Source organism: Leclercia sp. S52 (assembly GCF_039727615.1).
Lineage (GTDB): Bacteria > Pseudomonadota > Gammaproteobacteria > Enterobacterales > Enterobacteriaceae > Enterobacter > Enterobacter adecarboxylatus_B.
On the sequence record NZ_CP152474.1, the window covers coordinates 125,007 to 143,522 of the forward strand.

The window sequence follows — 18,516 nt, forward strand, 5'->3', positions numbered from 1 at the left end:
GCGTTCCGCGCCAGGGTGATTATTCCACTGGCGCGTCAGAGCGATCAGGACGTTTGTTTTCCGCTCTGGGCAGGGCGCAGGGCGCACATGCCAACCAGCAGGCCGGTCAGTAACATATACTGCTCAAGATAGTGATCTTTGAGGTTGTGATCGACCATGGTTCGGCAGAAGAAGCCGACGGTAAAGAGCAGCAGGAACATCCCTACCATCATGTTGCCGCGACGGAACTCACGCCAGCCGACATACCAGCAGCCCACCAGCAGAATCAGCCAGCCCGCGATGCCAACAACACCGTTCTGAATACCAAATTCAATCAGACCGTAGTGGCTATGAGGGATGTTAATACGGTTATCCTGGGTATCCCGGCGCAGCACATAGCGGAACGCCTCTTTTTTTGGCGCCTACGCCTGCCGGGTGTTCGGCAATCAGGCCCCAGCCCTGATGGAAGAAGCTGGCCCGACAGCCGTTAGAGTGGTTCATGGGCACACCCTGGCTATTAACCGGTACCGTTCCGTCTGTTTTGTTGTAGCAAAAGCTGGTGAAGGGGGCATTCCAGCCCGCAATGGCATCACTTTCAAGGTTTTGCCAGCGTGGGTCGGTTTTCCATGAGGCGTAACCGAGCAGCGCAGAAGCAACAATAAGACCAACCAGAATACCACCGGTGACAATGACCCTGCTGCGGCGCATGCTGTGCAGGCTCAAAAGGATGAAAGTAGAAAACAGGCTGCCGACCAGACCGATAGTGCCCCAACGGGTGTCTACCAGCGCGGTACACAGCAGGTTACTTAAGAGCATTAACGCCAGCACGGGGGTGTTCAGGCGCAGGAAACGTTGATGTAACAGACCGCGCGCCAGCAACTCGGCCAGGATAAAGCCGGTGATCATATTGACCTGGAAGCTCATGCGGGTGCGGTTATAGACAATCCGCGTTTCACCCCAGTGAATAACCCCATCGCGCCAGTATAACCAGACAGTATCCAGTAAATGAACGCAGACCACGCCCCAGAAGAAGAGGATCACCAGCGTAAAGAAGCGGGCGGCGGACATGGCGGGGAATGTTCTCTGGATCGCCGGCAATAATACCAGGCCAGCGCAGAACAATAATACCGGGCGTAACCACTGGCCACTCCAGGCAGAAACCATTTCTTTTATGTCCGGGGCGACAAAAAAGCCATTAATCAGAATAAAGAAAGTTAACGCCCATACCACAATAAGAACGAACTTAATTTTGCTTAAATCCAGCCGTTGTCTGGTTGTTATTCCGCTAAAAAACAGGCCGAGTGCCACGGCGACGATGGGATAAATCAACCCATTGCGGTGAAACGGCAGCTGATCGTTGGGAATAGGCCAGACAAAACATAAAGCCAGTACAGCAAGGACTAACAGGCCTGTCAGAATGTTACGAGTATTTGTCATATATTTTGGGCTGGTTAAGGATTTTTCGGTTCTTGACCGGCTGGTTAACAATGCTGTGAGCGATCTCCACGGTTTTTCCGTGGGAAATAAAAAGCCAGAGAAAACTATCACAAATGGCAGACCTACAGAAGGACAATGTTTGTAAGCAAGAATAATCCGTTAGGCGCTTTCCGGGGCCAGGCTTTATGTATTACCCAGGCCTTAAAGGTTATAATTTGTTGTTATGGCAAGTCATTGCACAATAAACAGGAAAAGTATGCATATTGTTCACACTGAAGCAGACGGTGGTAAGGGCGGTCAGCCATTACGCATCATTAATGAGTCCTTAGGGATGATTCAGCGCGGCCATCAGGTGACCATACTTTGCCCGGAGAGTGCACCGCTACACGGCCTGGCGCGCGATGCCGGGTTAAGAGTGGTGACTATGCCGCTACGGCGTAAGAACCTGCAAAACCTGCAGCAGCTGCGTCGCTGGCTGAAAGAGAACCGTCAGTCCGTTGATATCATCAATAGTCACAATTCTGCCGATACCTGGCTGGTGGCGCTGGCCAATCTCACCCTCCCGGATCCGGTGCCGCTGGTGCGTACCCGGCATGCCTCCGGCGTTCCGCGCAATAACTGGACTACCCGCTGGCTGTTTCGCAAAGCCTGCGCCCATATCGTCACCACCGGCGAGGCATTACGCCAGCAGATGGCAGATATCGGCGTGCCGATGGCTCAGAGCACTTCCGTGCCGAGCGGCGTGGATACCCAGCGTTTTCACCCGGCGGATAAACAGCAGGCCCGTGAGCACTGCGGCCTGTCGCAGGAGGATTTCTGGCTGGGCGTGGTGTCGCACCTGCGGCCTAACAAAGGCCATAGCGTGCTGCTGCGCGCCCTGGCCGCCATTGATAATCCGCACATCAGGCTGGCGATCGTCGGTGAAGGGCCGCATAAAGCGACGCTGGAGCAGGAGATTATCGCCCTGGGATTGCAGCAGCGGGTGGTGATGGCGGGGCATCGCAGCGATCCGGAGCGCTGGTTCCCGGCCTTTGATGTTGCGCTCAGCCCGTCGCATGATATGGAAGGCGTCCCGCAGGGGGTACTGCAGTCCCTGGCCTCGCGAATTGCGACCATTGCCACCGACGCGGGCGGCACGGCAGATGCGGTGATTAACGGCCAGACCGGGATCCTGATTGCACAGCGCGACGAAACAGCGCTGCGCGAGGCGATTGTGCAGTTATACGATGAAGGCGCACTGCGCGAAAAGCTGGCGCAGCAGGGGTACGATTACCTGTGCAGCCATTTCACCCGCGAGTGCATGCTGGAGGCGATGGAAAAGGTCTTTTCCACCGCGGTTCAGCGCAGCAGGTCGCGGTAGAGCGCCTGCAGCTCTTTTGCCATCCGTTCCAGGGTATAAGGCTCAGCAGTGGCGCGTGCCGCTGCTGAATAATCCACACCCTGTTCCCGGCCATTCAGCCATTCGGCGATCGCCTGCTGATAGCCAGCACCGTCGAGCGCATCGCGCACCCAGCCGTTAACCCCCTCTTCAATCCACTCCGCCGCACCGCAGCCAGGGCTGGTGAGCAGCGGCAGGCCGCAGGCCAGCGCTTCGACGCAGACGTTCGGGAAGGGATCGTAAAGCGTCGGCAGGATCAGCGCGTCGGCGGTGCCGTACACCTGACGCACATCGGCAACCGGCCCCAGAAAACGCACCCGGGACGCCACGCCGAGGGTCTGCGCCAGCTTTTCAAATTTGCGCGCATGCTTATCGCGCCCGGCGACCAGCAGCCAGACCTCCGGATGAGGAACAATAGCGCGCAGCGCTGTCGCCACCCCTTTACGGCTGAACCCGGAGCCGACATAGGCCAGCACCGGTGCTGCCAGGGGGATCCCCAGCGCGTCACGTTGGGAGAGCGCGCGCACCTCAGGGCTGAAGTGGGCGGTATCCACACCGTTGTAGATCACCGTCAGCTTATCATCCGGCAGGCCAAAACGGCGGGCGATATCATCCCGCACCATCTTCGAATTACAGATCACGTTGCGCAGCGCAGGATGGGTAAACATCTGCACTTCCGCCTGCAAAATATAGCGATGATAGCGGCTCAGGGACTGCGCCCAGCGCGCCAGCGGCGACTGGATGCGGTTGTACTGCGCAAGCCAGGTGGCATGTACGCCATCCCCGGCGCGAAAGATAGTCGCCCCCGGAATACGCTCATGGCTCTGCACGATATCGAACTGCGCAAACTGCGCCGCCGCGGCGTCGGCAAAACCTGATTCGCGGTCGAGACGGTTGCGGAAGGCCGGGTTGACCGTCAGGGTTTTCCAGCCGGCGGCGTCCTCCCACTGACGGGCGATCAGCGTCACGTCCAGGGCCGTATCCTGCGCCAGCACGTTCAGCGCGCGAGAGACAAAGCGCTCTGCGCCGCCGTTGGGGTTATAGGTCTGTCGGACGATAGCGAGCTTCATGCCGGGTTTTCCAGCAGCAGGGTATCGATGGCGCTCAGCACCATTTGCGGAGTGATTGCCGTAATGCAGTCGGAGACGCCGCTGTCGCCGCAGCCCGCTTTACCACAGGGCTGACAGGTGAAGCCGGCAACGATCACGCGGTAGTTCACGCCCCACGGCGCCCACTTGATCGCTCCTGTCGGGCCGAAGATGGCAACAGTTGGCGTTCCCACCGCGCTGGCGAGGTGCATCGGCATCGAATCGACGCCAAAATAGACCCGCGCATGTTTCATCAGCGCACCCAGCTCTTTCAGGTTGAGCTGGCCGCTTAAGTCAAACACCGGCTGGGTGAGCGCGGCACGCAGCTCATCCATGTAGGCGGACTCTTCTTTTGACGGCGCCGCAGAGAGGATAATCGGCAGGCCGCGGGCCGCCAGGTTATCGATGGTCGCCGCCAGCTTGTTGATATCCCAGGCCTTAAACATCCAGCGCGACGTCGGGTGTACCAGAATGTAGGACTGACTCTTCAGCCCGAAGCCAGCCAGTTTCTCCGCAATCGACGCTTCCGCCGCATCGCCCGGCACAAACAGGGTATGTTTATCGGCATCGGTCTGCGGATGAATGCCGATCCGCCGCAGCGCATCCAGATTCACCTCCACCATATGGCGACTGTTATCCTGGATCGCCGGATAGAGGGTGGTGAAGGATTTCACCCAGCGGCGCCGCGCCAGCCCGCCGCGTTTATCGGGCTTAAAGCCGACGGACACGCGGGGTTTCAGACGACGCGCGAGACGTGCGCCATGCCAGTGTTCGGTGAGGTTGATCAGCACGTCATACTGACGCGCCTTCAGGGTATTCAGCAGAGCACGGTACAGGCGGAACTGCTCGAACCAGCCTTTTTTTGCGCCAGTTGCGGCCAATGGTATGCACCTGGTCGATACAGGGGTGGCTGGTGAGCATCGCCTGGGTGTCGTCATACACCAGGGCATCCACTTCGACATTGGGGTAGTTCTTTTTCAACACCGTAAAGACCGGCGAGGTCAGCAGGACGTCGCCGTGGTGACGCAGCTTAACGATCAGCACGCGCTTCGGTGGGCGCTCCGCTGAGAAAAAATCAGACATAGGCTCTCTCTGCTGCCAGCAACGGCTCTAATTGCGCAAATACCGCAGCGGCGGAAAGGTCGCTCAGCTGCGATGAATGTTCCGGGCGGCAGATATATTGATTTTTGCCGTAGCCGCCAATCAGACCCGGATCCGTCGGGCCGTAAAGCGTAATATTAGGACGATCCAGCGCTGCCGTCAGGTGACTGAGGCCGGTATCCACCGACACTACCGCCGTGGCACCCGCCAGCTGCTGCGCCACGCCGTCCAGCTTCATCCGGGGCAGTACGTCCACGTAATCAAAACCTTCTGCCAGCCGCTTCGCCCGCGCCTCTTCATGCGGGGCGCCCCACGGGAGCCTGATGCGCAGGCCCGTACCGCTCAGCAGGCCGATCAGCTCGCGCCAGTGGGCTTCCGGCCAGTGTTTATCATCCCGGGTGGTAGCGTGCAGGAAGATGAGATAAGGCGTGCTTGCGTGTTCCGCGTCGTGCAGGAAGTGCCGGGAAATCGCGTAATCCCCCCTGCATTTGCGGTTTCGCGTAGCCCAGGCTTTTGGCGAACAGCTCCCGGGTGCGCTCCACCGCGTGCTGCTGCTTCGCGATCGCATGACGGCGGTTGTAGAACAGGCTCGCCAGCGGCTCGCGGGCGCTGTGCCAGTCCATTCCGTGCTTTACGCCGTGCGCCAGTCGGGTGACCAGCGCCGCGCTTTTGACCAGCCCCTGAGCGTCGATGATCGCATCGTAACGCTGGGCCTGAACCGCATCGCGAAAGGCCTGACGCTCGGCCTTAATGGGGGCGGAGAACCAGGCTTTGCGCCAGCGACGGATCGCCACCGGGATCACCCGGTCTACGGCTTCGTGCCAGCCCGGGATCTGCGCGAAGCCTTCTTCCACGACCCAGTCAAAACGGATGTCCGGAATCGCCTGCATGGCGTCGGTGAGCGAGGGCAGGGTATGCAGCACGTCGCCCATCGAGGAGGTTTTAACGATCAGTACCCGCATCCGTTATCCTTCTTCGCTCAACAGCAGTTCGTTAAGCTCGTCGAGGACACGCTGCGGGGTAATGTCGATCAGGCTCTGGTGATAGCCTTCGGCGGCGTCACCCTTACGTACTTTGTGGTAGCCGGTGATCAGGCGGATCACGCGCGCTTTATGCGACAGCGGCGGGGTGAAGTCCGGGCTGCTCGGGCCGTACAGCGCCACCAGCGGGCGGTTCAGCGCCGCGGCGACGTGCATCAGGCCGGAGTCGTTAGTGACCACGGCTTTACAGGCGGCCAACAGGATAACGGCCTGCTCCAGCTGGGTTTCCCCCGCCAGATTACGGCACCAGGCCTGTTGCTCGATGCTCAGCGTGGCGAGGATTTCATTGCCCGCCTCATGATCTTTCGCCGAGCCAAACAGCACAATCTGATAGCCTTCGTCGATCAGCTGCTTCGCCAGCTCAGCGTAGTGATAGTGCGGCCAGCGCTTCGCCGGGCCGAACTCTGCGCCAGGGCAGAAGCCAATCAGCGGACGATCGGGCAACAGGCCAAAGGCGTTACAGGTCTGGGATTTTTCACCCTCGTTAACCTGCAGCTGCGGCCAGAGCAGCGGCTGGGGCAGATCTTTCGCGCTGCGCATCACGCCTTTGTCGTAGGCCAGCGCTACATAGCGCTCCACCATCAGCGGCCAGGCCTCTTTATCCAGTATGCGGGCGTCGTTCAGCAGGCCGTAGCGCATCTCGCCACGCCAGCCGGTACGGTGCGGCACGCTGGCGAAGAAAGGCACCAGCGCGGACTTGAAGGAGTTAGGCAGCACGTAGGCGCGGTCGTAGCGCTTGTCGCGCAGGTTATGGCCGAGCTTGCGGCGTTCGGCAAGCTCCAGCGCCCCGTGGCCGAGCGGCATCGGGATCGCTTCGTTAACTTCCGGCATCCGCGATAACAGCGGACGGCACCACGCGGGTGCCATCACGTCGATTATCGCCTGGGGATAGCGCGCCTTGAGCGTGCGATAGAGACTTTGCGACATCATCATGTCGCCCACCCATGACGGGCCGATCACCAGTATCTTCATGCTTATTTCTTACGCGTTGCGATTCAGCCAGGCCATATATTCCGTCACCCCTTCGGCAACGGTCTTGAACGGCTTGTCATAGCCTGCGGCACGCAGGTTGGTCAGATCCGCCTGGGTGAATGCCTGGTAGCGGCCTTTCAGCTTATCCGGGAACGGGATGTACTCAAGGCTGCCTTTCTGATGGTACGCCAGCGCAGCATCGGCTACCGCCTGGAAGGATTCTGCCCGGCCGGTCCCCAGGTTGAAGATGCCGGAAACGCCGTTCTCCCAGAACCACAGGTTCACCGCTGCCACGTCGCCCACATAGACGAAGTCACGCTTGAAGCCATCGCTGCCTTCGAACAGTTTCGGGGTTTCGCCGTTGTTCAGCTGGGTATTGAGGTGGAAGGCCACGCTCGCCATGCTGCCTTTGTGGCCTTCGCGCGGTCCGTAGACGTTGAAGTAGCGGAAGCCAACGATCTGCGAGTTTGCTTCTGGCAGTACCTGGCGCACGTACTCGTCGAACAGGAACTTGGAGTAGCCGTAGACGTTCAGCGGCTGCTCGTACTCGCGGGATTCAATAAAGTCAGAGGTGCGTCCGCCGTAGGTCGCCGCGGAAGAGGCGTACAGGAACGGAATTTCACGCTCCAGGCAGTAGTGCAGGATCTCTTTGGAGTACTGATAGTTATTATCCATCATGTACTTGCCGTCCCACTCGGTGGTGGAGGAGCAGGCACCTTCATGGAAGATAGCCTCGATCTCACCGAACTCTTCACCCGCCATAATCTGGATAAGGAAATCTTCTTTATCCATGTAGTCGGCAATGTTCAGATCCACCAGGTTAACAAACTTGGTGCCGTCTTTCAGGTTGTCCACCACCAGGATGTCGGTGATGCCTTTGTCATTGAGGGCCTTAATAATATTGCTGCCGATAAAACCCGCGCCGCCGGTAACGATGATCATAGCTGTAACCTTTGAAGTATGTAGTCCGGGGACAATCCCGGACGCTAATGTTTCTATCATATCATTAGTATGGCTGCCCTTCAGCCATTCACCTTCACAGCGCAGGGGTACACGTGATTTATGCTGCAAAAACGAGAACTGTTAATGCGTCATCTCGTATCGGGGTATAGCTTTGGGTAATATGTGCCGAAATTTGCCGAGTCTGGAGAATTGCAATGCGTGGTGATTTTTACAAACAGTTAAACAGTGACCTGGAAACCGCGCGAGCGGAAGGGTTGTTCAAAGAAGAGCGAATCATTACGTCCGCTCAACAGGCGGATATCACCGTTGCCGACGGCAGCCACGTGATCAACTTCTGCGCCAACAACTACTTAGGTCTTGCGAATCACCCTGAGCTGATCGCTGCCGCGAAGGCAGGCATGGACACCCACGGTTTTGGCATGGCCTCCGTGCGTTTCATCTGCGGCACCCAGGACAGCCACAAGGCGCTGGAGAGCAAGCTGGCCGCCTTCCTCGGCATGGAAGATGCGATTCTGTACTCTTCCTGTTTCGACGCCAACGGCGGTCTGTTTGAGACCCTGCTTGGTGCGGAAGATGCCATTATTTCCGATGCCCTGAACCACGCGTCGATCATCGACGGCGTGCGTCTGTGTAAAGCGAAGCGTTTCCGCTACGCCAACAACGACATGGTTGAGCTGGAAGCCCGTCTGAAAGAGGCCCGCGAGGCCGGTGCGCGTCACGTGCTGATCGCCACCGACGGCGTGTTCTCTATGGACGGCGTGATCGCGAACCTGAAAGGCGTCTGCGACCTGGCGGACAAATACGATGCGCTGGTGATGGTTGATGACTCGCACGCGGTCGGTTTTGTCGGTGAAAACGGTCGTGGCTCCCATGAATACTGCGACGTAATGGGCCGCGTGGACATCATCACCGGTACGCTGGGCAAAGCGCTCGGCGGCGCGTCCGGCGGCTATACCGCTGCACGCAAAGAGGTGGTGGAGTGGCTGCGTCAGCGTTCCCGTCCGTACCTGTTCTCCAACTCGCTGGCCCCGGCCATTGTTTCCGCCTCCATCAAGGTGCTGGAGATGGTGGAGTCCGGTGCCGAACTGCGTGACCGTCTGTGGTCCAACGCCCGTCTGTTCCGCGAAAAAATGACCGCGGCGGGCTTTACCCTGGCCGGTGCCGATCACGCCATTATCCCGGTGATGCTGGGCGATGCCGTAGTGGCGCAGAACTTTGCCCGCGAGCTGCAAAAAGAGGGCATTTACGTCACCGGTTTCTTCTTCCCGGTGGTGCCAAAAGGTCAGGCGCGTATTCGCACCCAGATGTCGGCGGCGCATTCCCCTGAACAAATTGAGCGTGCGGTGGAAGCCTTTACCCGCATCGGCAAACAACTGGGCGTGATTGCCTGAGGACGCGTAATGAAAGCATTATCCAAACTGAAAGCGGAAGAAGGCATCTGGATGACCGACGTTCCGGAGCCGGAAGTGGGTCATAACGATCTGCTGATCAAAATTCGTAAAACCGCTATTTGCGGCACGGACGTGCATATCTATAACTGGGACCAGTGGTCACAGAAGACCATTCCGGTGCCGATGGTAGTCGGTCACGAATATGTCGGCGAAGTGGTTGGCATTGGCCAGGAAGTGAAAGGCTTTAAAATCGGCGATCGCGTCTCCGGCGAAGGCCATATCACCTGCGGCCACTGCCGTAACTGCCGCGGCGGCCGCACACATCTGTGCCGTAACACCGTCGGCGTAGGCGTCAACCGCCCGGGCTGCTTCGCCGAATATCTGGTGATCCCGGCGTTCAACGCCTTCAAAATCCCGGACAACATCTCTGACGATCTGGCTTCCATCTTCGACCCGTTCGGCAACGCGGTGCACACGGCCCTGTCGTTCGACCTCGTAGGCGAAGACGTGCTGGTCTCCGGCGCAGGCCCGATCGGCATCATGGCGGCTGCGGTAGCGAAGCACGTGGGTGCCCGCAACGTGGTGATCACCGACGTGAACGAATACCGTCTGTCGCTGGCGCGTAAGATGGGCGTCACCCGCGCGGTGGATGTCTCTAAAGAGAACCTGAACGACGTGATGGAAGAGCTGGGGATGACCGAAGGCTTTGACGTTGGCCTGGAGATGTCCGGCGCGCCGCCGGCGTTCCGCACCATGCTCGACACCATGAACCACGGCGGGCGTATCGCGATGCTGGGGATCCCACCGTCAGATATGTCCATCGACTGGAACAAAGTCATCTTCAAGGGGCTGTTTATCAAGGGTATTTATGGCCGCGAGATGTTCGAAACCTGGTACAAGATGGCGGCGCTGATCCAGTCCGGTCTGGATCTGTCTCCCATCATCACTCATCGCTTCTCCATCGATGAGTTCCAGCAGGGCTTTGACGCGATGCGTTCAGGCCAGTCCGGGAAAGTGATCCTGAGCTGGAACTAAACGAAAAGCGCCTGCGGGCGCTTTTTTTTCGCTGGCCTCACGTTTTTCAGTCCACAACCGGATTATCGCCAGGTTTTCTTCGCTTTTTTCAGCCTTCGCTTATAGAGTTTGGGGAAGTTTACTCAACTTTACAGCGCCTATGTTCAAGCTCACCGTTTGTTTATTGACCTGTAACTCAGCGCGACTGCTGCGTGAAGTCCTGCCCCCGTTGATCGTTGTTGCCGATGAAATCATCGTCCTCGACTCGGGCAGTCACGACGCCACCTTAGCGATTTGCCAGGAGTACGGCATCACGCCCCATCACCAGCCCTATACCATGCATGGCGTGCAGATGAACCACGCCATCGATCTGGCGAGCAATGATTGGGTGCTGTGCATGGACAGTGATGAGATTCTGGATGCCGAAACCGTCGATTTTATCCTGCGCCTGAAGGCGGGTGATGAACCTCATCCGCAGCAGGCCTGGCGAATCGCCCGCTACTGGCATGTCTTAGGGGAAGAGGTACGGACGATTTACCCCATCTCCTCGCCCGATTTCCCGGTACGGCTCTTTAACCGTACTCAGGCGCGGTTTAATCAGCGTCCGGTGGATGACAAAGTGGAAGGGGTGATCCAGGCGGTTAAAATCCCGGGCCGCGTGCGTCATGACACCTTCTATTCGCTGCACGAAGTCTTCAACAAGCTGAACAGCTACACCAGCCGTCTGGTGAAGTACCAGACCGTACGCCCTTCGCTTGTGCGCGGCGTGATTAGCGCCATCGGCGCCTTCTTTAAGTGGTATCTGTTCAGCGGCGCGTGGCGCCAGGGGAGAGTGGGAGTGGTGACCGGCCTTTACGCCACCTCTTACAGCTTCCTGAAATACTTCAAAGCCTGGTATCAACATCAGGAACAAAAAGAGTCTGCGGGCAAAAAGCACGCAGACTCTCATGTCGTTGAGTAGTTAAGTAAAGGATCCCGCCTCACGGCGGGTATCAGCTTTTCTTACCCCAACCCTGCCACTGCAGCTGGACATACTTCACCAGCGTACTCTGACTGATGCTCTCTCCAATCACCGAGAAGTAGCGGGTCATATAGACCGGCTCTGGCGGCTGCTTAGGCGCACAGAGCGTCACGCCGCGGAACGGATTACGCGGTTTTGTGCCAGGTGCAGTTCCGGCGGGTGGCGGATTGACCGGGCGGGAAGTATCCACCTGCGGCTCATTGAGCAGACTGCTTGCCGGCACCAGGGTGATATCCCCGGGCAGTGTGGGCAGCATCTGCTGTAACACGCGAACGGTGGACGGATGCGGGTGACCGATGGCAATAGCCCAACCTGAGCGACGGGCCACCTGCACGGCACGGTTAAACTGGAAGCGGATATCGGCTTCGTTTTGCGTGTCATCGAGGAACACTTTGCGCTTAATCACCTTCACGCCGGTGCCCTGCGCGGCGCGCATCGCCTGGCTGTTGCCGATGGTCATGCTGTCGAGGAAGTAGAGGTTATAGCGCGCCAGGGACTGCATCACCTTCTGCATGCCAAACAGGCTGGAGGTCATGGCGCTGCCCATATGGTTATTCAGCCCCACGGCGTAAGGCACTTTGCCATACGCTTCGCGGATGATGCGCTCGATCTCTTCGCTACTCATCTCCGGGCGAAGGGTATCTTTTTCCAGCGGCTGTTTACTGAGCGGCGCCATCGGCAGATGGATCAACACTTCATGCCCGCTGTTGTGGGCTTTGGTGGCCATCTCATGGGCGTGAGGCGCGTTTGGCAGCACGGCGACGGAGATGGCGGATGGCATTGCCAGCACCTGATTTTCTGTTTGTGGACGATAACCGAAGTCATCGATGACGATAGCGAGTTTACCTGCGTAAACCGGCATCGCCAGCGCCAGTGCGCTGACGAAGGGGAGAACCATACGACGAAATTGAAGCAAAACTTATCTTCCCAACCACGGCTGTGGATTGACCGCCTGACCCTGGCGACGAATTTCGAAATAGAGTGACGGGCGGCCCTGACCGCCACTGCTGCCCACGAGGGCGATAGCCTGACCGGCGCGTACCTGGGTGCCGACGCTAACCAGAGCGCTCTGGTTGTAGCCGTAAAGACTCATGTCGCCTTTCCCGTGCTCAACCACCACCACCAGGCCGTAACCCTGCAGCCAGTCAGCGAGGATCACCCGGCCATCGGCAATAGCTTTGACTTCGCTACCTTCCGACGCACCGATAACAATCCCCTTCCAACGTAGCTCACCCTGCAGCTGTTCGCCATAGCGATGCAGAATTGAGCCCCGTACCGGCCAGTAGGCCTGGCCGCGCGGCGAGCCGAGGCCGCCGGTGCGCGACATCAGCGAGCGTTCGTTTTCTGTTGGCTTGTAGGTGGTACCTTTGCGGGAGGCTTCCTGCTGCTTGTCGCGAACGGCCTGCGCTTCACGCGCCTCTTTCTCGGCGCGCGCTTTGGCGGCCGCTTCCGCACGGGCGATACTGTTACGCAGTTTTGATTCGTTGGCGCGCATTTCGCTCAACTGGCTCTGACCTTCCTGAATGGAGGATTCGAGACCGGCGAGGGTTTTCTTACGCTCGTTGCGCGCCTGTTCCAGTTTGGCCTGCTGCGCCTGCTGATCGTAAAGCAGGGTCTGCTGCTGGCTCTGCTTCTCTTCCAGCTCCGCTTTTTGCGTGGTGACCTCTTCTCGCGTCTGCTTCAACTGGGCGATGGTCTCCTGGCGGGCCTGGTTGAGATAGCCGAAATAGGCCTGCAGGCGCTGGCCGCGCTGGCTCTCTTCGCCGCTAAGGATCAGCTGCACGCCGGTGTGTTCACCCTGGCGGAAGGCAGCATCTAACTGCGCGGCAAGATTGCGCTCCTGAGCCGCACGCTGAAGCTCAAGCTTGGCGATAGACGCATTCATCTCGTCTATTTGTTTATTCAATACGCTGAGGGTGTTCTGGGTTTCTCGCAGCTTGCGTGCCGCCGCGGAGATCGCCTCTTCCTGCTTTTTGAGCTGCTCAAGCAGGGAAGAACGTTGCTGCTGCTGCTGGCGTACCGCCCGCTCTTTGGCCGCGATATCGGCCTGAATGGTTTTGAGCTGATCGCGCTCGTCCGCCTGGGCGGATGCCGCGCACAACAATACGCCAGCGCTGAGCACGCTGGCGTAAAGTAAAGGCCTGACTGATAACCGTAACGGCTTCACGACCCATGTGATTGAAACAATCGCCTTTCCCCTCATGGGGAAGGATTATTCCACGATGAACAGCGGCTTGCCAGTCATCTCTTTCGGGATTTCCATGCCCATCAGGGTCAGCATGGTTGGGGCAACGTCTGAAAGCTTACCGCCATCCACTGCTTTAACTGATTTATCACCGACATAAATCATCGGTACCGGCAGGTTGGTATGCGCGGTGTGCGCCTGGCCGGTAGCCGGATCGCGCATCTGTTCGGCGTTGCCGTGGTCTGCGGTGATCAGCATCTGACCGCCCGCGGCGACGACGGCTTTGGTGACCTGGTCGATACACGCATCCAGGGCTTCAATCGCTTTGATCGCCGCTTCCATCACCCCGGTATGGCCAACCATGTCGCCGTTCGGGTAGTTACAGATGATGGTGTCGTATTTACCGCTTTCGATGGCTGCGATCAGCTTCGCGGTCAGCTCGGCAGAGCTCATCTCCGGCTGCAGATCGTAGGTCGCCACTTTCGGGGAGTTGATCAGAATGCGGTCTTCACCTTTGAACGACTCTTCCACGCCGCCGTTAAAGAAGAAGGTGACGTGTGCGTATTTCTCGGTTTCGGAGATGCGCAGCTGGGTCTTGTCGTGCTTCGCCATCCACTCGCCGAAGGTATTCGCCAGCGATGACGGCGGATAGGCGCATGGGGCTTTAATGTCGGCAGCATACTCAGTCAGCATCACGAAATCGCCCAGCTTGACCTCTTTTTTACGGGCGAAGCCGTCGAAGTCAGCATTGACGAAGGCGCGGGTGATTTCGCGGGCGCGGTCAGCGCGGAAGTTCATGAAGATCAGCGCGTCGCCGTCTTCCATCGCGGCATCGGCCTGGCCTTCAGCGCGGATCACGGTCGCTTTCACGAATTCGTCGTTTTCATCGCGGGCGTAAGCGGCTTCCAGGGCGGCAACGGCACTGTTGGCCTGGAACTCGCCTTTGGCTTCAACCAGCAGATTGTAGGCCTGCTCTACGCGATCCCAACGGTTGTCGCGGTCCATGGCGTAGTAGCGGCCAATGATGGACGCCACGCGGCCTTTGCCGAGCGCAGCGAACTTGTCTTCGAAGACTTGCAGAGAGGATTTAGCGCTGCGCGGCGGGGTGTCACGGCCATCGAGGAAGGCGTGCAGATAGATTTTGTCTGCCCCTTTTTCTGCGGCCAGCTCGACCATCGCCATGATGTGATCTTCGTGGCTGTGAACGCCACCGGCGGAGAGCAGACCCATAATGTGCACCGCTTTGCCTGCGGCGGCGGCTTTCTCAACTGCGCCGGTCAGCACCGGGTTTGCAAAGAAGGTGCGTTCTTTAATTTCAACATCCAGACGGGTCAGGTCCTGATAAACAATGCGTCCCGCACCCAGGTTGACGTGTCCAACTTCGGAGTTGCCCATCTGGCGATCGGGCAGACCCACTTCCAGGCCGGACGCATCAATCAGCGTATGAGGACGTTGTGCCCACAGTGCATCCATGACCGGGGTTTTAGCGTTGAAAATGGCGTTATCCTGCTGATCTTCACGATAGCCATAGCCATCCAGAATCATCAGTACCATAGGTTTTTTAGAAACCGACATTGCGACAACCTCTTTGCTCAAAAGACAAAAAATTTGCGTAATTTTACTACAGCTGAATCGATCAAATAGCCGCAGAAGATCAAAGAAACCGCCGGGGTAAGGGTAAGGAGAGGGGAATTTTGGTCTTTTTTTTCGTGGCAGCACGCAGAAAATGGATTAGCTTATTGTCGCTGGCTGTATTTGCCACAACGCACAGGTATACTCCTGTCCTGGTTTTTTATTCACTTAGTCGGGAGTCGTTACCCCCCATGCAAGAAATTATGCAATTTGTCAGCCGCCACCCCATACTTTGTATCGCGTGGATTGGTCTACTGGCAGCCGTACTTTTCACCACGTTCAAAGGCCTCACCTCTAAAGTGAAGGTGATCACCCGCGGCGAAGCCACGCGCCTTATCAATAAAGAAGAGGCAGTGGTTGTCGATCTGCGTCAGCGTGACGATTTCCGTAAAGGCCATATTGCAGGCGCAATTAACCTGCTGCCGACCGAAATCAAAGCCAATAACCTTGGCGAACTGGAAAAGCATAAAGATAAACCCGTTATTGTCGTTGATGGCACCGGTATGCAGGCTCAGGAGCCCGCAAATACCCTCGTCAAAGCAGGCTTTGCAAACGTCACTGTCCTGAAAGACGGCATCTCTGGCTGGAGCGGCGAGAATCTGCCTCTGGTTCGCGGTAAATAAACAGGAGTCAAGTCATGGCCAATATCGAGATCTACACCAAAGCGACCTGCCCGTTCTGCCATCGTGCGAAAGCGCTGCTGGACAGCAAAGGCGTTACCTTCCAGGAACTGCCTATTGATGGCGACGCCGCGAAGCGCGAAGAGATGATTAAACGTAGTGGCCGTACGACGGTTCCGCAGATTTTTATCGATGCGCAGCACATTGGCGGCTGTGATGACTTGTATGCGCTTGACGCGCGTGGTGGACTCGATCCCCTGCTGCGCTAAGGCGTTTTAGGACAATAAAAAAAGGGTATTTCCATGTCAGAACAAAACAACACCGAGATGACTTTCCAGATCCAGCGCATTTACACCAAAGACGTCTCCTACGAAGCACCAAATGCGCCGCATGTTTTCCAGAAAGACTGGCAGCCAGAGGTTAAACTTGATCTGGATACCGCATCCACCCAGCTGGCGGATGATGTGTATGAAGTCGTACTGCGTGTTACCGTAACCGCCTCTCTGGGCGAAGAGACTGCGTTCCTGTGCGAAGTACAGCAGGGCGGCATCTTCTCCATCGGCGGCATCGAAGGTAATCAGATGGCGCATTGCCTGGGTGCATACTGCCCGAACATCCTGTTCCCGTATGCCCGCGAATGCATCACCAGCCTGGTTTCCCGTGGTACGTTCCCGCAACTGAACCTTGCGCCGGTGAACTTCGATGCGCTGTTCATGAACTATCTGCAGCAGCAAGCTGGCGAAGGTACTGAACAACATCAGGATGCCTGATGAGTACTGTCAATGCGTCAATGACTGTGATCGGTGCCGGCTCTTACGGCACCGCTCTTGCTATCACGCTGGCAAGAAATGGTCACGAAGTGGTTCTCTGGGGCCACGATCCAAAACATATCGCGACGCTGCAAGCGGATCGCTGCAACGTTGCGTTCCTCCCCGATGTGCCTTTCCCTGACTCACTGCATCTTGAAAGCGACCTGGCGACCGCGCTGGCCGCGAGCCGCAATATTCTGATCGTTGTGCCGAGCCACGTGTTTGGCCAGGTGCTGCGACAGATTAAACCGCTGATGCGTGATGATGCGCGCGTGGTCTGGGCGACCAAAGGGCTGGAAGCCGAGACCGGCCGCCTGCTGCAGGACGTTGCCCGCGAAGCGCTGGGTGATGCCATTCCGCTGGCGGTGATCTCCGGCCCGACCTTTGCGAAAGAGCTGGCGGCAGGGCTGCCAACGGCCATCTCGCTGGCCTCGACCGATGAAACCTTCGCCGACGATCTGCAGCAGCTTCTGCACTGCGGTAAAAGCTTCCGCGTCTACAGCAACCCTGATTTTATCGGCGTTCAGCTTGGCGGCGCGGTGAAGAACGTTATCGCGATTGGTGCAGGCATGTCCGACGGTATCGGCTTTGGCGCGAACGCACGTACGGCGCTGATCACCCGCGGGCTGACCGAAATGTCCCGTCTGGGCGCAGCGCTCGGTGCCGATCCGGCCACCTTTATGGGGATGGCAGGCTTAGGCGACCTGGTCCTGACCTGTACCGACAACCAGTCGCGCAACCGTCGTTTTGGCATGATGCTCGGCCAGGGCATGGACGTGATCGGCGCGCAGGAGAAGATCGGTCAGGTGGTGGAAGGCTACCGCAATACTAAGGAAGTCCGCGAGTTGGCACACCGCTTTGGTGTCGAAATGCCAATAACCGAGGAAATTTATCAGGTATTGTATTGCGGAAAAAATGCGCGCGAGGCAGCATTGACCTTATTAGGTCGCGCACGCAAGGACGAGCGTAGCAGCAGTTAACTGCAGGAAAGCGTTATCACCTGAATGACCCGGCCGGCAAAGAACTGGCCGGTCATTACATTACGTCTGGAGTAAGCAATGCCGTGTGAAGAACTGGATATCGTCTGGAACAATATTAAAGCCGAAGCCCGGGCTCTGGCCGACTGTGAGCCGATGCTCGCCAGTTTCTACCATGCGACGCTACTCAAGCACGAAAATCTCGGCAGCGCCCTGAGCTATATGCTCGCCAACAAACTGGCTTCCCCGATCATGCCGGCCATCGCCATTCGCGAGGTGGTGGAAGAGGCCTATGCGGCCGACCCGGAGATGATCGCCTCTGCCGCGTATGATATTCAGGCGGTACGCAATCGCGACCCGGCGGTGGACAAATACTCCACGCCGCTGCTCTATCTGAAAGGTTTCCACGCTCTGCAGTCCTACCGTATCGGCCACTGGCTGTGGAACGAAGGCCGCCGCGCGCTGGCGATCTTCCTGCAAAATCAGGTCTCTGTGAGCTTCCAGGTGGATATCCACCCGGCGGCGAAGATTGGCCGCGGGATCATGCTCGACCACGCCACCGGTATTGTGGTGGGTGAAACAGCGGTGATTGAAAACGACGTCTCGATCCTGCAGTCCGTCACTCTCGGCGGGACCGGGAAAACCAGCGGCGATCGCCACCCGAAAATCCGTGAAGGGGTGATGATTGGCGCAGGCGCGAAGATCCTTGGCAATATCGAAGTCGGACGCGGCGCGAAAATCGGCGCCGGTTCGGTGGTGCTGCAACCTGTGCCGCCGCATACCACCGCCGCAGGCGTTCCGGCGCGTATCGTCGGCAGGCCGGACAGCGATAAACCGGCGATGGATATGGATCAGTTCTTCAACGGCCACCATACCTTTGAGTATGGCGACGGAATTTAACCTGTAGGC

15 protein-coding genes and 3 pseudogenes are annotated in these 18,516 nt (G+C 58.0%); 9 read left to right on the plus strand and 9 right to left on the minus strand.

Translation table 11 applies throughout. From position 1 onward, the window contains the following. Window positions 1–44 precede the first annotated feature (44 nt). Window positions 45–1,416, minus strand: a pseudogene (locus tag AAHB66_RS00600) (O-antigen ligase family protein). A gap of 256 nt (window positions 1,417–1,672) precedes the next feature. Here AAHB66_RS00600 and AAHB66_RS00605 point away from each other — a divergent pair. Further along, window positions 1,673–2,776 carry a glycosyltransferase family 4 protein gene (locus tag AAHB66_RS00605; RefSeq protein WP_347114856.1) on the plus strand — a complete coding sequence of 368 codons (1,104 nt, stop codon included), beginning with the start codon at window positions 1,673–1,675 and terminating at the stop codon, window positions 2,774–2,776. Here AAHB66_RS00605 and AAHB66_RS00610 read toward each other — a convergent pair. The 5 genes and pseudogenes from AAHB66_RS00610 to rfaD all read right to left on the minus strand — a co-directional run bounded on the left by AAHB66_RS00610 (window position 2,755) and on the right by rfaD (window position 7,937). Further along, window positions 2,755–3,864 (minus strand): glycosyltransferase family 4 protein, encoded by a 1,110-nt coding sequence (locus AAHB66_RS00610; RefSeq protein ID WP_347114857.1) that lies wholly within the window; start codon window positions 3,862–3,864, stop codon window positions 2,755–2,757. The two genes, AAHB66_RS00605 and AAHB66_RS00610, sit on opposite strands and share 22 nt — an antisense overlap. Next, a pseudogene (rfaQ, locus tag AAHB66_RS00615) lies at window positions 3,861–4,965 on the minus strand (putative lipopolysaccharide heptosyltransferase III). The gene AAHB66_RS00610 and the pseudogene rfaQ overlap by 4 nt, the downstream one beginning before the upstream one ends. Next, window positions 4,958–5,945, minus strand: a pseudogene (gene rfaC, locus AAHB66_RS00620) (lipopolysaccharide heptosyltransferase RfaC). Before rfaC ends, rfaQ begins: the two co-directional pseudogenes overlap by 8 nt. Before the next feature lie 3 nt (window positions 5,946–5,948). After that, entirely contained in the window at window positions 5,949–6,995 is a 1,047-nt protein-coding gene (gene rfaF, locus AAHB66_RS00625) for an ADP-heptose--LPS heptosyltransferase RfaF (RefSeq protein ID WP_347114858.1), read from the minus strand. 9 nt (window positions 6,996–7,004) lie between these two features. Continuing rightward, window positions 7,005–7,937: an ADP-glyceromanno-heptose 6-epimerase gene (gene rfaD, locus AAHB66_RS00630; RefSeq protein WP_347114859.1), complete on the minus strand. Its 933-nt coding sequence runs from the start codon at window positions 7,935–7,937 to the stop codon at window positions 7,005–7,007. Window positions 7,938–8,152: 215 nt separating this feature from the next. Here rfaD and kbl point away from each other — a divergent pair, with 215 nt between their 5' ends. The 3 genes from kbl (at window position 8,153) to AAHB66_RS00645 (ending at window position 11,324) form a co-directional block, all read left to right on the plus strand. After that, complete coding sequence (gene kbl, locus AAHB66_RS00635; protein WP_347114860.1) at window positions 8,153–9,349, plus strand: glycine C-acetyltransferase; 1,197 nt, start codon at window positions 8,153–8,155, stop codon at window positions 9,347–9,349. Between the two features lie 9 nt (window positions 9,350–9,358). Next, window positions 9,359–10,384, plus strand: coding sequence for an L-threonine 3-dehydrogenase (gene tdh, locus AAHB66_RS00640; protein WP_039030152.1), 1,026 nt, complete (start codon window positions 9,359–9,361; stop codon window positions 10,382–10,384). Between the two features lie 139 nt (window positions 10,385–10,523). Next, window positions 10,524–11,324, plus strand: coding sequence for a glycosyltransferase family 2 protein (locus AAHB66_RS00645; RefSeq protein WP_347114861.1), 801 nt, complete (start codon window positions 10,524–10,526; stop codon window positions 11,322–11,324). A gap of 31 nt (window positions 11,325–11,355) precedes the next feature. Here the strand turns inward: AAHB66_RS00645 and AAHB66_RS00650 are convergent, their stop codons facing one another. From AAHB66_RS00650 to gpmM, 3 genes are read right to left on the minus strand one after another with little or no spacing between them, the layout of a single operon-like run. Next, window positions 11,356–12,300, minus strand: a complete 945-nt coding sequence (locus tag AAHB66_RS00650; RefSeq protein ID WP_347114862.1) for a divergent polysaccharide deacetylase family protein — start codon at window positions 12,298–12,300, stop codon at window positions 11,356–11,358. A gap of 3 nt (window positions 12,301–12,303) precedes the next feature. Further along, on the minus strand, window positions 12,304–13,563 hold the full coding sequence (gene envC / locus AAHB66_RS00655) for a murein hydrolase activator EnvC (protein ID WP_347116557.1): 1,260 nt from the start codon (window positions 13,561–13,563) through the stop codon (window positions 12,304–12,306). A gap of 33 nt (window positions 13,564–13,596) precedes the next feature. Then, on the minus strand, window positions 13,597–15,144 hold the full coding sequence (gpmM, locus tag AAHB66_RS00660; protein ID WP_347114863.1) for a 2,3-bisphosphoglycerate-independent phosphoglycerate mutase: 1,548 nt from the start codon (window positions 15,142–15,144) through the stop codon (window positions 13,597–13,599). 248 nt (window positions 15,145–15,392) lie between these two features. Here gpmM and AAHB66_RS00665 point away from each other — a divergent pair, with 248 nt between their 5' ends. The 5 genes from AAHB66_RS00665 (at window position 15,393) to cysE (ending at window position 18,507) form a co-directional block, all read left to right on the plus strand. Then, window positions 15,393–15,824, plus strand: a complete 432-nt coding sequence (locus AAHB66_RS00665) for a rhodanese-like domain-containing protein (protein WP_347114864.1) — start codon at window positions 15,393–15,395, stop codon at window positions 15,822–15,824. Window positions 15,825–15,838: 14 nt separating this feature from the next. Beyond that, window positions 15,839–16,090 carry a glutaredoxin 3 gene (grxC, locus tag AAHB66_RS00670; RefSeq protein WP_103177738.1) on the plus strand — a complete coding sequence of 84 codons (252 nt, stop codon included), beginning with the start codon at window positions 15,839–15,841 and terminating at the stop codon, window positions 16,088–16,090. Window positions 16,091–16,123: 33 nt separating this feature from the next. After that, window positions 16,124–16,591, plus strand: coding sequence for a protein-export chaperone SecB (gene secB, locus AAHB66_RS00675; protein WP_106995460.1), 468 nt, complete (start codon window positions 16,124–16,126; stop codon window positions 16,589–16,591). Further along, window positions 16,591–17,610 carry an NAD(P)H-dependent glycerol-3-phosphate dehydrogenase gene (gene gpsA / locus AAHB66_RS00680; RefSeq protein ID WP_142487750.1) on the plus strand — a complete coding sequence of 340 codons (1,020 nt, stop codon included), beginning with the start codon at window positions 16,591–16,593 and terminating at the stop codon, window positions 17,608–17,610. The genes secB and gpsA overlap by 1 nt, the downstream gene beginning before the upstream one ends. A gap of 78 nt (window positions 17,611–17,688) precedes the next feature. Continuing rightward, window positions 17,689–18,507 carry a serine O-acetyltransferase gene (gene cysE / locus AAHB66_RS00685; protein ID WP_106995462.1) on the plus strand — a complete coding sequence of 273 codons (819 nt, stop codon included), beginning with the start codon at window positions 17,689–17,691 and terminating at the stop codon, window positions 18,505–18,507. Window positions 18,508–18,516: the final 9 nt, after the last annotated feature.

Excerpts from the sequence above, each read along its gene's own strand:
- gpsA (WP_142487750.1), top strand. The coding sequence starts at position 16,591 with ATGAGTACTGTCAATGCGTCAATGACTGTGATCGGTGCCGGCTCTTAC.
- tdh (WP_039030152.1), top strand. The coding sequence starts at position 9,359 with ATGAAAGCATTATCCAAACTGAAAGCGGAAGAAGGCATCTGGATGACC.
- cysE (WP_106995462.1), top strand. The coding sequence starts at position 17,689 with ATGCCGTGTGAAGAACTGGATATCGTCTGGAACAATATTAAAGCCGAA.
- AAHB66_RS00645 (WP_347114861.1), top strand. The coding sequence starts at position 10,524 with ATGTTCAAGCTCACCGTTTGTTTATTGACCTGTAACTCAGCGCGACTG.
- kbl (WP_347114860.1), top strand. The coding sequence starts at position 8,153 with ATGCGTGGTGATTTTTACAAACAGTTAAACAGTGACCTGGAAACCGCG.
- AAHB66_RS00610 (WP_347114857.1), bottom strand. The coding sequence starts at position 3,864 with ATGAAGCTCGCTATCGTCCGACAGACCTATAACCCCAACGGCGGCGCA.
- rfaD (WP_347114859.1), bottom strand. The coding sequence starts at position 7,937 with ATGATCATCGTTACCGGCGGCGCGGGTTTTATCGGCAGCAATATTATT.
- rfaF (WP_347114858.1), bottom strand. The coding sequence starts at position 6,995 with ATGAAGATACTGGTGATCGGCCCGTCATGGGTGGGCGACATGATGATG.
- AAHB66_RS00665 (WP_347114864.1), top strand. The coding sequence starts at position 15,393 with ATGCAAGAAATTATGCAATTTGTCAGCCGCCACCCCATACTTTGTATC.
- grxC (WP_103177738.1), top strand. The coding sequence starts at position 15,839 with ATGGCCAATATCGAGATCTACACCAAAGCGACCTGCCCGTTCTGCCAT.
- gpmM (WP_347114863.1), bottom strand. The coding sequence starts at position 15,144 with ATGTCGGTTTCTAAAAAACCTATGGTACTGATGATTCTGGATGGCTAT.
- secB (WP_106995460.1), top strand. The coding sequence starts at position 16,124 with ATGTCAGAACAAAACAACACCGAGATGACTTTCCAGATCCAGCGCATT.
- AAHB66_RS00605 (WP_347114856.1), top strand. The coding sequence starts at position 1,673 with ATGCATATTGTTCACACTGAAGCAGACGGTGGTAAGGGCGGTCAGCCA.